Genomic DNA, 14,765 nt, shown 5'->3' on the forward strand with positions numbered 1-14,765 from the left:
GTGTCATCAATAGTTTAATGGTAACGAGTTTTGGCTAAGATGTAAATTAAGGGGGGTTATCCGTGAATAAAAAATTAGATGTCCTCATTATCGGTGCCGGACCAACCGGTTTAACACTCGCACTCGCACTCTCGCGCTATGGATTATCCTTTCGCATCGTCGAACGTGCAAGCGGACCATCCGTCGTCTCAAAAGCGATTGGGATTCAAGCGCGTTCTCTGGAGTTGTTCGCAAGGCTTGGTGTTGCAGAAGACTTGATGGAGAATGCGATTAAAATCAATCAAGGAAACCTCTATGTCAATGGCGCATGGCAGGCAAAACTTGATTTTACGGATTTGAACACACCCTTTCCGTTCGTCACGCTGTTACCTCAAAGTGAGACGGAACGGATTCTTGAAGCACGACTCGCCACATATGGACACGTAGTCGAGCGCGAAACAGAATTAACAGGGTTTGCTCAATTTCCAACGTTCGTTACTGCATCCTTACAACATAAAGGAGAAACAGAGACGGTCGATGCTTCCTTCATTATCGGAGCAGATGGCGCGAACAGCTTCGTCCGTCGAGAGCTCGGACTCCCATTCAGTGGAAAGTCGTTCAAAGAATCGTGGGCACTGGCTGACATCGAGGTCGACTGGCCGCTCTCTTCTGAGGAGGTTCATATCTTCTTCTCTGATCATGGCGTCATCGAGTCTTTCCCACTTCAGTCGAACTTGTTCCGGATTACCGGCAATCTAACGAGCGGACCTGTTCCGACCGACCATAAAGCGATTGACGATTTTTTACAAAATCGAGCCAAAGTACCGTTTGAGCTCAAAAAAGTCCATTGGTATTCCATGTTTCGCGTCCATAACCGGATTATCGAGAAATTCGGACACCACCGGATTTATTTGATCGGGGATGCAGCACACATCAATTCACCCGTCGGTGGTCAAGGAATGAATACCGGAATTGCTGATGCGATGAACCTCGCTTGGAAACTATGGTGTGTCCATCAGTTTAAGGCGAGTTTTCCGTTACTTGATTCTTATAGCGTCGAACGTCGAGAAGCGGCACAAGGGATCTTACGATCAACCAATCTTGCGACGGAACTTTTGCAAATCAATATTCCTTTTTTATTGCCCTTGCAGGAAAAAGTCATTCGAAATAGTCTCAAGATCGCACCCTTACATCATTTCGTGACGAACCGAATTGCACAGCTTAACAGCCACTACCCAGCGAGTTCGACCTTCGTCACACAAGGACACTTTAGTCCATTGACACCAAAACCAGGTGAACCGATGCCTTACAGTGAAGTCGTTCACCCGCGGACGAAAAAGAACGAACTATTGTTACGTCGTGCCGATCGGAATTTCTTATTACTACTGTTCTTACCAAAAAATGCAACCGATGATCTTCTTGAGCCATTCAAGGAACTCGCCTATACCTATCCCGATCTATTTGAGACAGTACCGATCCATCAATCCCTTAAAGAGGATGGTGTCGTCGATCAAGGCGGTGAACTGGCACGACGCTTTGGCATCAAGCAATCCGGATTATATTTAATTCGCCCTGACGGTTATATCGCGTATCGCCAACAAGGTTTGAAAAGTAAATCGTTCGCCCGCTATGTTGAACGTTTACTTTATGCGCGTTAACTCGGTATGATAGTAAATGAGGTGAAGGCAAAGATGGATATACAGCTAGTTCGAACGGTTTTAATCATTCTTTTAGTCATTGCATTTCTCGTCATCGTCAGCAGACGAACGAAGGAAAACCTTCGATGGTCACTAATCGGGGAAGCATTTGGTGAAAAAGGAGAAGATTTATTAAAGGACGCTGCGCGACTCGAAGCAGCTGACTTAGAGATTCGAGTCGAACGCGGCGTCAAAACTTCGTTTTTATTCCGACGTTTCAGTAAAGACTTGGATGATCGCGTAGCGGTGTATGTCTTGAAAGAAGACTTGGATCAAGCTGAAGACATTCTTGCGTCTCGACCAAGACGATGAATTCAAACGAAAAGGCAGTGAAGCGAGCGCTTCACTGCCTTTGTTCATTCCTGTTGCTGCGCGAGATAAAACGCAACTTGTTTTCGTTCTTGCTCTTGAACAGGGGAGGATTTCTTTGAGACGATGAACGCCCGCACATCTTTAAAGCTGTGCCCCGTCGGGAATTTAATTCGTTCCGTCCGCATCTGTGGTGCATTCGGAAAAAGTGTAATGCCATGAATCGGAATGATGATCCCTTGTTTTTTTAGCGTTTTTCGAACCGCTTGAACGATTTGTTTCGACTGATGGATGGGATGAGGTGCAAACACTTTTCTTCCATGCTCAGAATCCATGACATGACAAGATTCCTCCGTCATCCATTCTACGACCGCATCGTTTTGTAACACGAGGAACAATCCTTTTGGTCCGATCAGCGCAAAAGGAATGACAATCGTGTCAGAAAGACGAATCCGATCAAACAACATCCAATCAAAACGACAAACATGACGGATTTCATTACAGAGTGCATCCGTCTCACTCGTCGTCGTACTCACTTGTTTACTTGCAAAAAAACGACGGCGCGGTGGTTCAGGAACAGAAGCAGTCATGACTTGTAACATGGTTCATCATCCTTTGTAGTATGTATTATTAGTTATCTTAACACCGTTTTCGTTCAGAAGACGATTCTTTCAAAAAGAAGGAAATAAAAAAGACACTTCTGATCTGACAGAAATGTCTTTTTTGATGCGTCAATCTTGGTGCGGACGTCCGAAAACGGCCTTCTCTAGATTCGAAATACGACGTAACATATCATAGTTCGATGAACTTGATACTTGTGGTTCCGCTTGTTCGACGCGGCGTTCTTCACGTCTTACCGGTTGTGCTGGTGCTTGTTTTAACGCCTCGTTCTCTTTCTTGAGACGTTCGATCTCACGTTCGAATCCTTCATAATCTTTAATGATTTGATCCAAGTATCCATCGACATCTTCGATGACATAGCCACGGAGGCCGGTTTTGAATTCCTTTTTGTAAATATCGTCCGCTGTCAACAATGGCTTATACATCCTATTCACTCCCACTGATCATTGTATTGTAATTCTTGTTCGAGCCAAGATAAATCATCTTGTGTAATTAAAAACAACTGATAATCGGATTGTTCCATTTCTATTCTAGCACGCTCTACTAAAAATTTCGCCGATCCTCCATGTTCTTCATCAAATACCGACAATAATCCTTGGCTTTTTTGAATCATGAACTCGGTTTTATTCCGTAACTGCGATGGATCCGTATACGGTTTCTGACTGATTGCTTCGACGAAGTCCGCTTGTTCAAGAATGGAAAGGTACTGCGCTTGAACGGGCTCTTTCCAGCGTGCTTCCTGTTCCAAGAACGGCAAAAGAATACCGAGACGAATATGAGGATACTCTTCCTTTAACTCAAGTACGACCTCGCATGCCCAGATTTCGCAACCCGGTGAGGCATTCGTGATAAACCACTCTGTGCCTCGATCCTCAATTAAGCGAATCATCCGCTCTCGATAGGCTGCCTTTAAGACCCGGATACCAGGGTGTTTTTGATCAAAGATACCTAGTTCATTGGGTTTGTATCCTGTGATAGCGACAACTTTCACGCGTCACACTTCCTTTTCAACCGACGTCCTCGATGATCCAGCTCTGCCAAGATTCGTTCTTTTTTAGTAATCAACCAATGATGTCGCTCGACGTGTTGTCGTGCTCGTTCCGTATAATCATAAGCAAGCACTGGATCTTTTGCAATGTGCTCTGCCCACTTCGCAAGCTCAACATACCCTAAATAACTGTCGCTCTTCAAGAAACAATCTCGAGCTTGTTCATGGTTCTTCATTTTTTTATGCAAATATCCTTGGCGCAACCATCCTTCTGCTGATAGTTCTTTGACTTGTTGAAAATGAGCGTGTGATCCTTCATGAATTCCGAGATCTGCCAGCCAAATCGCGATGTTTTCTTGAATTGGGGAAGGCGCCTCCGCTCGATGTGTGACGAGTCGGTTGCACGCATCATACAGTCCGACAAGCGTCAGACAATCATCCAGATGATGTTGCAAGACCCCTGTCATGATATCCGGATGCTGGTGTTCGACGTACTGGAAGTAATGCATCGGTGCCAAAAATCCAGGTAGATCCCCTTCCCGTTCAAATCCGATTCGCTCTTCCATCGCAGTCAATCGATAGGAATCATACATTCCTTTAAAGATTCGCCGCGCAACATGAAGTAAATCGAGATGGCCGACTTTCGGCAAACGAGGAACACGTTCCCGAACGAAGACATGACGTGTCTTGATTTGCGGCCAATCAAAGCTTTTCCCGTTATAGGTCACAAAGCGGACATCATCTCCGATATCGTGCAGGAAGTGATGGTAAAAGGCAGCTTCAAAGTGCGGATGCGGTAAGAAATATTGTCGCATCAGCAATCCGCCCTGCTCAAAGCGCGCGAACCCGAGTAAAAAGATCGTCGTTCCGGTTCCTCGTAATCCTGTCGTCTCTGTATCAAAGAAAATGACCTGCTCGAGCGGGACATCTAACGCAAGCGGCGGATGCGGCAATTGTAAGGACTCATACACTTCAGCAAAGCTTCGGTCTCCATGTCGATCTGTTAATGCATATCGCTTGTCGATCCTGACAATCCACTCTTCTTCGAACGTCAAGATATCGGCCCCACGATCAATCCAGGCTTGCTGTTCGTCAGTCCATCCGATTGGTGTCTTCAGCGTCTCCACTTCAGGAGCGGAAGACACTTGATCCTCCGTTGCGGCGTCTGATGTAGATTTCAGCATACGTCTAAGACGATTTTTCATGATAATTCCTTCTCCATTTCTGCTAACAACTGAATCGTTCGTTCTTTCTCGTCTGCTACGCCAACCATACCGATACAAGCAGGGCAACCGTCCTGACAAGGGCATGTGACGATCGAATCACGGGCGGCACGCAACATGACACCGCGTTGCTTATAAATCGACTCCGCGAGACCGACACCTCCAGGGTAACGATCATATAGATAAACAGTTGGCTGTTGCGTGTGTGTCGCCTTGACTTGCGGCACGACGAAGACATCACTGGCATCACACATCAAATAAAGCGGTGCGACACGTCTGAGACTATTCGCGACCCCTTCTAACACTTGTTCGAGCTCTGTCGAAGAGCGTGCGTGATCGGGTAACGTGAACCAGACACCTGTTGTATGAATTTCTCGTTCCGGTAAGTGAATCGGACCAGACCCGATGTTCTCATGCGTACCGAACTTAATCTTCTTAAACATCGTTGCCATTCCGCGGACGCTGACATCGCCGCGCGCAACACTATATTCTCCCTCTGTATACTGTTCATCTTCTTCGAGCACGGAAAGGTCGACTGAAAAATTAGCATCCGTATAATAATCAACGTCCACGGCACGGACGAACGCTTTTTTCTCTTCAAAATCCAAATGCTCAACTTGGTATTGATCGGCTCCGTGAAGATAAATGGCCTCGTCATGTAACAACGTCATCGCACTAAACGTATCCATTTCACCGATGACTCGATTCGGTACCTCGGTCTGATCGACGATGATGACGTTCTCTTGATCACTCGACCGAAGCGATATTCCATGAGCCGGAAACGCATCGTTCATCCAATAAAAGCGATCGCCACGTTCGTTCAGGACACGCTCTTCGACTAAGTATTCGAGGATATCTTCCGTCTCGAGCGTTCCAAATGATTCTCCTTTCGTAAAAGGCAGTTCAAACGCTGCACATTTGACGTGATCGACGGCAATGATCAGATTATCTGGATCAAGTCGGGCTGCTTCCGGGGATTGATTCAAGAATAACTCTGGTCGTTCTGCGACATATTGATCGAGCATACCGGAAGAAGCGACGAGAATGATTAGTGCATCATCTTGACGGCGTCCCGCACGCCCTGCCTGTTGCCAGAGCGAAGCAATCGTTCCCGGATAACCATTCATGATACAGACTTGCAGTTGCCCGATGTCGACACCAAGTTCGAGAGCATTCGTCGAGACGATACCGGTGATCTCTCCTTGACGTAACCGTCGTTCGATATCCCGTCGCTCACTCGGCAAATAACCGCCCCGGTACCCTTCAATCGATCGCGGACCAAGCTCATGCGGATAGATGCTTCGTAGATACGTCAGCAAGACTTCAACGCGAACGCGTGACCGTGCAAAGACGATCGTTTGGAACTTTTTTTTTGATGAAGCGCATCGCCAGTTGTTTCGTCTCAAGCGTCGCTGAACGTCGAATGCCGAGTTGTGCGTTGACGATGGGTGGTTGATAGACGAGAAAATGTTTACGTCCTGTTGGCGCACCGTTATCATCAATCAAACCGACTGTTTTTTCTGTCAGACGTTCTGCTAGTTCCTGCGGATTGGCGATCGTTGCACTCGTCATGATGAAGACGGGATCACTACCATAATACCGACAAATCCGTCGCAGGCGACGAATGACATTGGCGACATGGCTACCAAACACACCACGATAGGTGTGTAATTCATCAATGACGATATACTTCAAGTTCTCGAACAGTTCGATCCATTTCGTATGGTGTGGTAGGATGCCGGAATGTAGCATATCCGGATTCGTGATGACGATATTACCAGCTTTTCGTACTTTTGTTCGAATCGTCGGTGACGTATCTCCATCATAGGTAAAACATCGGATCGGCGCCTCTAATTGATCGATCAGTTCAAGTAATTCACTATTTTGATCCTGTGCGAGGGCCTTTGTCGGATAGAGATATAATGCCCGCGCGTTCGGATGCTCGAGCAGGTGCGATAAGACCGGTAAGTTAAAACAATAGGTCTTTCCGGAGGCAGTCGGTGTGACGATGACCGTCGACTCTCCCGCTTGTACACGTTCAAATGCTAACCCTTGGTGACTGTACAATTGTGTGATCCCACGTGTGCGAAGAGCTTGTCGTAAACGCTCCGGTAGTCGTTCTGGAAAATCGACATACCACCCAGCTGTCGCTTCCATCGTTTTCATATACGTAATCCGCTCCATGAACGAGCGGTCCTGTTTCAATTCTTCGAGAAATGCAACGAGCGTTTGTTTCGCTTGCATGCCTTCACTTCCTTCCACTTCTCATTATACAAAAAAAGAGGCAAGACCAAAGAACGAACTACTCGTCTTTGGTCTTGTCTTTCTTTAAAAGTCGTGCTTATGGTGTTGTAGAATTCGTAGCGTCGTTTCCACGACCATTATTTCCATTATTATTCGAATTGTTTCGTTCCGTCGAACCATTCGAATTGTTTTGCGCGTTTGCTCCATCATTCGAATTCGGTGCATCTGTTGCTGGTTCGTCCGTCGTTGGTTCATCCGTCGTCGGCTCGTCCGTTGCCGGCTCGTCCGTTGTCGGTTCGTCCGTTGTCGGTTCATCCGTTGCAGGTTCATCCGTCGTTGGTTCATCCGTCGTCGGTTCATCCGTTGTCGGTTCGTCCGTCGATGGTTCATCCGTTGTCGGTTCATCTGTCGATGGTTCGTCCGTCGCCGGTTCATCCGTCGATGGTTCATCCGTCGTCGGTTCTTCTGCTTCAGGATCGGTAACGGTTACCGTCGTCGAGACCGGACCAGATTCCTCTCCAGACGCTTTCGCTACGACTTGGAACGTTGACCGTCCTGGTTTCAAACCATTGATGGCAATTCGATTCGTCGTGCTCGTACCAATCGTTGATGTTTCACCGTCAGCATCTGTCATCGTCACTTCAAACGATACATCGTCATACCCATTGGCACGAAGCGCAGCGTCATTATAGTTCCATGTCAGTTCACCGCTCTTTGTGTCTTCATCGTAAGATGCTTGTAATCCAGTCGGAGCGGGTACTGTCTTTTTTTCAACGACAGGTTCCTTCGTCCCTTTCACGTACAATTCGTTTCCGATACTGAGGACAGAACTAGGTTGTTCAAATGGTGCTGGCGTACGATCACGTGTCTTCGTGATGAAGTCTTTCCAGATTTGCTGTGCCATCGTACTGTTGTACGGACCGCTAAGTCCGGCTCCATTGTTGTTTCCAGATTTCGTTGTCCCAGTCCAGACACTGATTGAGACATCCGATGTATATCCTGCGAACCAGACATCTTTATAGGCATTCGTCGTTCCTGTCTTACCGGCTGCATCAAATGACAATCCAGCACTCGGGAACGTACCACCTGGTTTTAAGACGTCACGCAGCATGTCCGTCAACATATACGCTGTATAGTCTTCCATTGCCTTTTTCGATTTGATTGGTGATTTGATTTTCGATCCATCACTATACTCAATCGATTTGATGACGTGTGGCTTGATATAATCGCCACCATTACCAAGTGTGGCGTACGCTCCTGCCATCTGTGTCGTATTGAAACCGTGTTTCATCCCACCAATCGCATACGCAGGCGAAATCGACTCATCGTCTTTCATCTTTAAGCCAGATTTTTCAGCGAACGCCTCGACTGAATCACCGCCGATTTCTTGATACGTTTGGATGGCCGGTGTGTTTGCCGAGATTTTTAACCAGTGGCGGATCGTATTCGTGCCACGGTATCCATCATAATAGTTTCCAATCTCTTTTCCGTTGACTTCTGTTGGTTTATCCGTCAATTGTTTTGCAGTCGACCACTTATCATTTTCGATCGCTGGTCCGTAAGCGAAGAATGGTTTTGCGGACGATCCCGGTTGATGCGGCTCATTCGCAAAGTTTCGTCGCGCTGTGCCTTTACCTGGATTTTTACCATCAACGACCGCAAGGATTTCTCCGGTTTGCGTGTTGACCGCTGTCGCAGCTGTTTCCGCATATTCCGGTAACTGAACGATTTGGTCTTTCTTGATCGCTTCATTCATATAGTCGTGCATCGGTTTATCGATCGAAGTATAGATCTTCAACCCTTGACCGTAGATGTCTTTTCCTTCTAAACCAAAATCATCTTCTAACTCTTTTGATACCATATCGAAGATGACGCTGTCGTATGATTCATCCTTCGTCGACTTTGGCGCCGGGTTGATTAATTTTGAGATCGGTTGTTTGACTGCCTTGTCTCGTTGCGCTTGTGAGATGACGCCTGTCGTCAACATCGCATCAAGAACTTGTGTCTGGCGCCATTTCGTCAGTTTTGGATCTCCTTTAATTGGATCGTATGCAGTCGGACGTTGTGGCAGTCCTGCGAGCATCGCGGCTTCCGCATAATTCAACTTATCTACTGATTTGTTGAAGTAAGCTTTTGAAGCCGTCTGAATCCCAAACGAGTTTTGACCATAGTAGTTTTTGTTCAAGTACATCTCTAAAATTTGATCTTTTGTATAGTCCTGCTCTAACCGGATTGCGAGCCATTGTTCTTGGACTTTCCGTGTGACCGTTTTATCGAAGCTAAGGAATGATTGTTTGACGACCTGTTGTGTGATCGTCGACGCTCCTTCCGATCCGAAACCATCCGTCACGTTCGCGATGATGGCTCCGCCCAGACGACGGAAATCGATTCCGTTGTGCTGATAGAAACGACGGTCCTCGATCGAGATGAATGCGTCTTTAACGACTTCCGGTACTTCATCGATTGACACGTATTCTCGACTCGTTCCGCCTTTCGTAATTTCTTCCTTATTGCTCGCATAGATTTTCAATGGCAGAGCATCTCGAAGTTCTGTCTCATCGAGCTCAGGTGCCGTAGCAATCGCATAAGCGGCAAATCCGCCTCCGACTAACATCATGACGATGAATAATCCGGTAGCGATCAGCAATAATTTTTTCCAAAGTGGACCTTTCCCACCGGAACCTCCACCTGACTTTTTCTTTTGGGGACGTTTCGTCCGTTTCATCTTTTTCTCAGATGACTTCGTCTCTTCACGACGTGCGACACGACTTCTTTCCATATGCTATCCTTCTCCTTCAATCAAAAAGTGTCTGAATTGAAATATAGTTCGTCCACTGCCTTTAAATAATCGATGGCAGGGTACGCGCCAGTCTCGACTTTGATACCGTCTCGTTCAATGACCGTCAGCGGAATTGATTTTCGTCCGCTTTCTAGTTGATCCCACCAGGGGAACACGTGCTCGACTGAAAGCACATATTGCACATTATACAGACTGAAACGAATGATGACAAAACAAATTCCTCCATGTTCGACACATTGGCGCATGTGTGCGATTTGATGGGGGTGAAAATTTTTTATCGGGAAGGATGTTTTATTCGTCGTCTCCTTCGCTTCGAAATCAATATATTTTCCGCGATAAACACCGTTATAGTCCGTCGTCGACGGTTGCTTGAAATAAGCTTCCTTGACGACCGCTGCCGATCGTTTCGGATAATCGACTTGGACAATTTGTAACGGAGTGGGTTTCTTGTGAATGATTGCCCGATTATGGGTCAGGTAAAACGTATTACTTTCATTCAATAATTTTTCGAGCGTCATCCCTCGATTCGAAAAGGTGGAATCGGTTGATCGCGCCTTCTTGATTCGGGTTCCATGCGACTCGAGTGGCTTTTGAAATTTTTTCCCATTCGGGTAATTCAAAACGATTCCCCTCCTATCGCGTTTATTGTACCATGATATGTGATTGTACCGTATCGGCCGAGAGGAGTAGTTAAAAACCAATGACAATTGAACCGTTATTACAAGAGATTGAACGTATTTATCAAGAAGGACGTGCCGGAACCGAATATGACTTCAATCGAGACGTTGTACCGTTCGTTGAACGAGCGGATCAACTGATTGCACAGTGGCAAACGAATGCCCAAGATAGTCCTTACTTACGACCTAGCATGGTCGAAAGCGCCGTTGATCAACTGAAGCAAATTTCCGTCCAAGCATTTCAGCCGAAAACGAGTCTGAAGCGCTTCAATGAAACGATTAAATCCGTTCGTTATATCGATCGCTTAATGAATGGTGAAGAATAACGATTTAAAAACAGGAATTATCTTCCTTAAGTCGAACACCTAATCATACGAGGGAATGTTTCTACGGTTTCACTTATCAGGCTATGGCTTTTCAGCCGCCTAGCGTGTAAAGTGGCATCAAGAGCATTTCTTTCGAAAAGACTGTGTAATTATTGTGCAATTGGAGGAGATTCATTTGAACAAACGGGTACAATTGAACGTCAAAGGCGTTGACGTCAAAGGATTTCCTAAGAATTCGACCCCTGCCCCGAAGAAATACATCATGTTCGTCGACGAAACTGGGACACCGAAGGGTAATACACAATTCAATTTAACGGGTGTCTTGATGGAATATAAATATGCCATCGATTCGGACGAGACCGGTGAACCAAGTCCGCTTCGTCAACGTTTGATGGATTTTAAGGCAAAAGTTTTTGAAGATCCACATATTCCTCTTCATTTGAAGGAGATTTTAAAAGCTGAGCATCCGTATGGTAAAGAAGATGGCATCACGATCGATATGTTACGTCATTTCTGGATCGCCTTGCCGGAATTTTTAGTTGATATCGATTGTACGATCGTCAGCGTCGAAGTCGATAAACAGAAGCTACAAGACTTCTTCTCGACACCAAAGGATCCATATGTCGTTGCCTTTGCTCATCTGATGAAGTCGTTTTATTCCTTCCTTGATGAGACAGAAGCAACGAGTGCGCGTGTCGTTCTTGAAAGCCGTGATGATTATCAAAACTTGCTCATTCAAAAGGCGTTCTTCGATATCTTCAATTCGGGAACGGTCCATCTCGACGTCGAAAAAAGCCGTCAAAAAATCAAAGGCTTCATCTTTGCTGAAAAAGACAGCGACCTCTACCAATCTGGTCTTGAGATTGCCGACTTGGTCTGCTTACCTTTATCTCGCGTCCGTCGTGGTGTCATCGAGGTAAAACCACGGTTTGTCCATTATGGGGACGAAAACCGGATTTTTAAAGCCATCAAAGATAAGATTTACATTCGACGCGATAGTCCGGACCAAGATTTCCGAAACTGGGGATTCAAAAAAGTACCGATCACGAAAAAGCGTCGTGAATGGTCCGATACTCCTTGGAATGGGTAATGACTCAAAAATTAGTCTCTACAAAGATAAGGGTGGCAGAATGATCTGTCACCCTTATCTAATAAAAAAGAATGACTCGTCTTTTCACGCTCTTTCCTCAGGTCTTGTTTGTCTCTGACAGCGCAAATGCGCTTTTTCCTGTAGGAGTTGCGTGTGACGAGTCATTCTTTTTTTGAGTCTGTCCCTTTTTAGGGTGTAGCAATTCCTTTTGTTCGTTTTTTCCCTTCTCGACACATGTCGAGTAACGGGCACGCTTCACAGTTCGGACGTTGTGCCTTGCAGTGATAACGTCCAAAGAAGATGAATTGATGATGGAGCTTTGACCAACGCTCCCGTTTGAAACGACGCATCAGTGTTGCTTCGACCTGCGTGACATTATCCTTCCAGCGACAGATCCCGAGGCGTTTCGAGACACGTTCGACATGTGTATCGACCGCAAAGGCCGGTACATCAAAGGCGACAGACAAGACGACGTTCGCCGTCTTGCGTCCTACGCCAGGTAAGGCTTCGAGCCCGGCGCGTTCCGTCGGGACTTCTCCGTCGTGTTGCGCAAGGAGCTGTGCCGCAAGCGCCTTGATGTTTTTGGCTTTATTCCGGTACAATCCAAGTCGTTTGATTTTGTCCTCGATTTTCTCGACGGGTGCCGCAGCAAGCGACGCAGGATCCGGATACGCTGCGAACAACCCAGGCGTCACCTGATTGACAAGTACGTCGGTCGCTTGTGCACTGAGTGCAACCGCTACGACCAGTTCAAACGGGTTGCGATGAATCAACTCACAAAATGCATCTGGAAACATCTCTTCTAACGTTGCTTCAATCCGATCGATTTCTGCCTTTCGTAACATTTCCTTAACCTCCCCGCCCTGCGAGATCCTCAAGCGTCTTGATTCCTTCACGTTCCCACGTCCGTAAAATTTGATTGATATAGGTCATTTTGCGGACATTATGATAGACCGCTTCTCGAAGTGCGGCAAGTACTAGCTCTTCCGAAATGTTCTCGATCGTCAACCACTGAATGATCTGCTCCATCTGAAACGGTGACATCATCCCGAGTTCACGCTCGAATTGTTGGAAGACGGACGGATTGATCGTATCAAAGTTCGGTGCTTCCTGTTCCGGTGGTGCCATCAGCTTTTCGTAAAGCGGAACAAGCGAATAACGTTCAGACCCGTTGACGTTCTCCATTGCCAGTAATCCTTTTTGTAATAAACCGAGTGTCGTCTCGATCGTTTCAGTCTCGGATAGTCCAAGTCGATTACTTAACTCTTCCGGTGACGGCATCTCCATGCCCTCTGCCCGGCAAGCAAACAATTGACCAATTAACGTGAACTCGACAAAACTGATGCCTAACCGTTTTGCCTCGGTGAACAATCGTTTCGGTAAGACGACCGTCCCTTCCTCGAATAATTGCACTAAATTATGATTCATCGTATTTCCTCGATTCTCTAGTCTAAACAAGAAATCGACCCGTCGAGACGATGGGTCGATGTTTTTCCTTACTGCTTATGGATAGAGGCGGTTTAGCAAACGTGGGAACGGAATTGTTTCCCGAACGTGCTCGACACCTGTGATCCAAGCGACTGTCCGCTCTAAACCAAGACCGAAGCCACTGTGTGGAACAGAACCGTATTGGCGTGTTTCGAGATACCATTTATAAGCACCTGTCTCGTCAAGACCATGTTTCTTCATCTCAGCGAGGAGTTTTTCATGATCTTCTTCACGTTGTGAACCACCGACGATTTCCCCGTATCCTTCAGGGGCAATCAAATCATCACACAAGACGAAGTCTGGGTTTTCCGGATCTTCTTTCATGTAGAACGGTTTGATTGCTTTTGGCCAGTGCGTGATGAAGACAGGACGTGCGAAGCTGTTTGCGATTGCTGTCTCGTGTGGTGCACCAAAGTCATCGCCGAATTCGATATCGTCGAATCCTTGCTCCTTGAGCATGTCGATTGCTTCCGTGTACTTGACGCGCGGGAACGGTGCTTTAATGTTTTCAAGGACCGTCAAGTCACGTCCAAGCAACTCAAGTTCCGCACGACAATTTTTCAGTGCTGATTGCACAAGGTGCGAAACATAGTTTTCTTGGACTTCGAGGTTCATCTCGTGATCGTGGAATGCCATCTCAGGCTCCATCATCCAGAATTCGATCAAGTGACGACGTGTTTTTGATTTTTCAGCACGGAACGTTGGACCGAACGAGAAGACCTTTCCAAGTGCCATTGCTGCCGCTTCCATGTAAAGCTGACCCGATTGTGAAAGGTACGCATCTTCATCGAAATATTTCGTGTGGAACAATTCTGTTGTTCCTTCTGGTGCGCTACCTGTCAAGATTGGCGGATCCACTTTAATGAATCCTTCTTGGTTAAAGAATTCGTACGTTGCACGAATCAATTCGTTCCGAACGACCATGACCGCATGCTGACGCTTTGAACGCAACCAGAGGTGACGGTTATCCATCAAGAAGTCCGTTCCGTGTGCTTTTGGTGTGATCGGATAATCGATCGCTTCATGGATGACTTCGATTTTTGAAATTTCCATTTCATGACCGATCGCTGTCCGACCGCCATCTGATTTGATGACACCTGTCACCCAGAGTGATGATTCCTGCGTTAAGCCTTTTGCTTGCTTGAATAAGTCTTCGCCGACTGTTTCTTTGACGACGACACCCTGCATGAATCCAGAGCCATCCCGAAGTTGGAGGAAGGCGATTTTACCGCTTGAGCGTTTGTTTGCTAACCAACACCCGATCGTCACTTCTTCTCCTACATATTTGTTTACATCCCGAATCATTGCTTTCAACAGTCAACA

Annotated in this window: 13 protein-coding genes and 1 pseudogene; 4 read left to right on the forward strand and 10 right to left on the reverse strand. The window is 46.5% G+C overall.

Annotation, left to right across the window (positions count from 1 at the left end):
- The first annotated feature begins 62 nt into the window (after positions 1-62).
- Both AC3B4V_RS04580 and AC3B4V_RS04585 read left to right on the forward strand, forming a co-directional pair.
- On the forward strand, positions 63-1,637 hold the full coding sequence (locus AC3B4V_RS04580; RefSeq protein WP_050677419.1) for an FAD-dependent monooxygenase: 1,575 nt from the start codon (positions 63-65) through the stop codon (positions 1,635-1,637).
- 33 nt (positions 1,638-1,670) lie between these two features.
- Complete coding sequence (locus AC3B4V_RS04585; RefSeq protein WP_023468605.1) at positions 1,671-1,988, forward strand: hypothetical protein; 318 nt, start codon at positions 1,671-1,673, stop codon at positions 1,986-1,988.
- Between the two features lie 44 nt (positions 1,989-2,032).
- On the opposite strand, the gene AC3B4V_RS04590 is transcribed toward AC3B4V_RS04585, so the two are convergent.
- The 7 genes and pseudogenes from AC3B4V_RS04590 to recU all read right to left on the reverse strand — a co-directional run bounded on the left by AC3B4V_RS04590 (position 2,033) and on the right by recU (position 10,487).
- On the reverse strand, positions 2,033-2,587 hold the full coding sequence (locus tag AC3B4V_RS04590; RefSeq protein WP_488377905.1) for a nuclease-related domain-containing protein: 555 nt from the start codon (positions 2,585-2,587) through the stop codon (positions 2,033-2,035).
- A gap of 129 nt (positions 2,588-2,716) precedes the next feature.
- Positions 2,717-3,031 carry a cell division regulator GpsB gene (gpsB, locus tag AC3B4V_RS04595; RefSeq protein WP_050677422.1) on the reverse strand — a complete coding sequence of 105 codons (315 nt, stop codon included), beginning with the start codon at positions 3,029-3,031 and terminating at the stop codon, positions 2,717-2,719.
- A gap of 5 nt (positions 3,032-3,036) precedes the next feature.
- Entirely contained in the window at positions 3,037-3,597 is a 561-nt protein-coding gene (locus AC3B4V_RS04600) for an SLOG family protein (RefSeq protein WP_023468608.1), read from the reverse strand.
- Positions 3,594-4,778, reverse strand: a complete 1,185-nt coding sequence (locus AC3B4V_RS04605) for a ribonuclease H-like domain-containing protein (protein ID WP_251138101.1) — start codon at positions 4,776-4,778, stop codon at positions 3,594-3,596. The genes AC3B4V_RS04600 and AC3B4V_RS04605 overlap by 4 nt, the downstream gene beginning before the upstream one ends.
- A gap of 17 nt (positions 4,779-4,795) precedes the next feature.
- Positions 4,796-7,061 (reverse strand): annotated as a pseudogene (locus AC3B4V_RS04610) (DEAD/DEAH box helicase).
- Positions 7,062-7,158: 97 nt separating this feature from the next.
- Complete coding sequence (locus AC3B4V_RS04615; RefSeq protein WP_488377906.1) at positions 7,159-9,840, reverse strand: transglycosylase domain-containing protein; 2,682 nt, start codon at positions 9,838-9,840, stop codon at positions 7,159-7,161.
- A 20-nt stretch (positions 9,841-9,860) separates the two neighbouring features.
- A complete protein-coding gene (recU, locus tag AC3B4V_RS04620; protein ID WP_035396916.1) occupies positions 9,861-10,487 on the reverse strand; it encodes a Holliday junction resolvase RecU in 627 nt (208 codons plus the stop codon).
- Between the two features lie 74 nt (positions 10,488-10,561).
- Between recU and AC3B4V_RS04625 the strand changes: the two genes are divergently transcribed.
- Complete coding sequence (locus tag AC3B4V_RS04625; protein ID WP_023468613.1) at positions 10,562-10,864, forward strand: DUF1798 family protein; 303 nt, start codon at positions 10,562-10,564, stop codon at positions 10,862-10,864.
- Between the two features lie 175 nt (positions 10,865-11,039).
- Positions 11,040-11,954 (forward strand): DUF3800 domain-containing protein, encoded by a 915-nt coding sequence (locus AC3B4V_RS04630; protein ID WP_488377907.1) that lies wholly within the window; start codon positions 11,040-11,042, stop codon positions 11,952-11,954.
- Between the two features lie 188 nt (positions 11,955-12,142).
- Here the strand turns inward: AC3B4V_RS04630 and nth are convergent, their stop codons facing one another.
- The 3 genes from nth to asnS form a co-directional block, all read right to left on the reverse strand.
- Entirely contained in the window at positions 12,143-12,799 is a 657-nt protein-coding gene (gene nth / locus AC3B4V_RS04635; RefSeq protein WP_149427574.1) for an endonuclease III, read from the reverse strand.
- 4 nt (positions 12,800-12,803) lie between these two features.
- The gene (locus AC3B4V_RS04640; protein ID WP_023468616.1) at positions 12,804-13,382 is read right to left on the reverse strand and encodes a DnaD domain-containing protein; all 579 of its coding nucleotides are present in this window, start codon (positions 13,380-13,382) and stop codon (positions 12,804-12,806) included.
- Positions 13,383-13,457: 75 nt separating this feature from the next.
- Positions 13,458-14,747 carry an asparagine--tRNA ligase gene (gene asnS, locus AC3B4V_RS04645; RefSeq protein WP_174316766.1) on the reverse strand — a complete coding sequence of 430 codons (1,290 nt, stop codon included), beginning with the start codon at positions 14,745-14,747 and terminating at the stop codon, positions 13,458-13,460.
- Positions 14,748-14,765 lie beyond the last annotated feature (18 nt).

It is taken from the genome of Exiguobacterium sp. E17S (assembly GCF_057772545.1).

Excerpts from the sequence above, each read along its gene's own strand:
- AC3B4V_RS04585 (WP_023468605.1), top strand. The coding sequence starts at position 1,671 with ATGGATATACAGCTAGTTCGAACGGTTTTAATCATTCTTTTAGTCATT.
- AC3B4V_RS04590 (WP_488377905.1), bottom strand. The coding sequence starts at position 2,587 with ATGTTACAAGTCATGACTGCTTCTGTTCCTGAACCACCGCGCCGTCGT.
- gpsB (WP_050677422.1), bottom strand. The coding sequence starts at position 3,031 with ATGTATAAGCCATTGTTGACAGCGGACGATATTTACAAAAAGGAATTC.
- AC3B4V_RS04605 (WP_251138101.1), bottom strand. The coding sequence starts at position 4,778 with ATGCTGAAATCTACATCAGACGCCGCAACGGAGGATCAAGTGTCTTCC.
- AC3B4V_RS04615 (WP_488377906.1), bottom strand. The coding sequence starts at position 9,840 with ATGGAAAGAAGTCGTGTCGCACGTCGTGAAGAGACGAAGTCATCTGAG.
- AC3B4V_RS04625 (WP_023468613.1), top strand. The coding sequence starts at position 10,562 with ATGACAATTGAACCGTTATTACAAGAGATTGAACGTATTTATCAAGAA.
- nth (WP_149427574.1), bottom strand. The coding sequence starts at position 12,799 with ATGTTACGAAAGGCAGAAATCGATCGGATTGAAGCAACGTTAGAAGAG.
- AC3B4V_RS04640 (WP_023468616.1), bottom strand. The coding sequence starts at position 13,382 with ATGAATCATAATTTAGTGCAATTATTCGAGGAAGGGACGGTCGTCTTA.
- asnS (WP_174316766.1), bottom strand. The coding sequence starts at position 14,747 with ATGATTCGGGATGTAAACAAATATGTAGGAGAAGAAGTGACGATCGGG.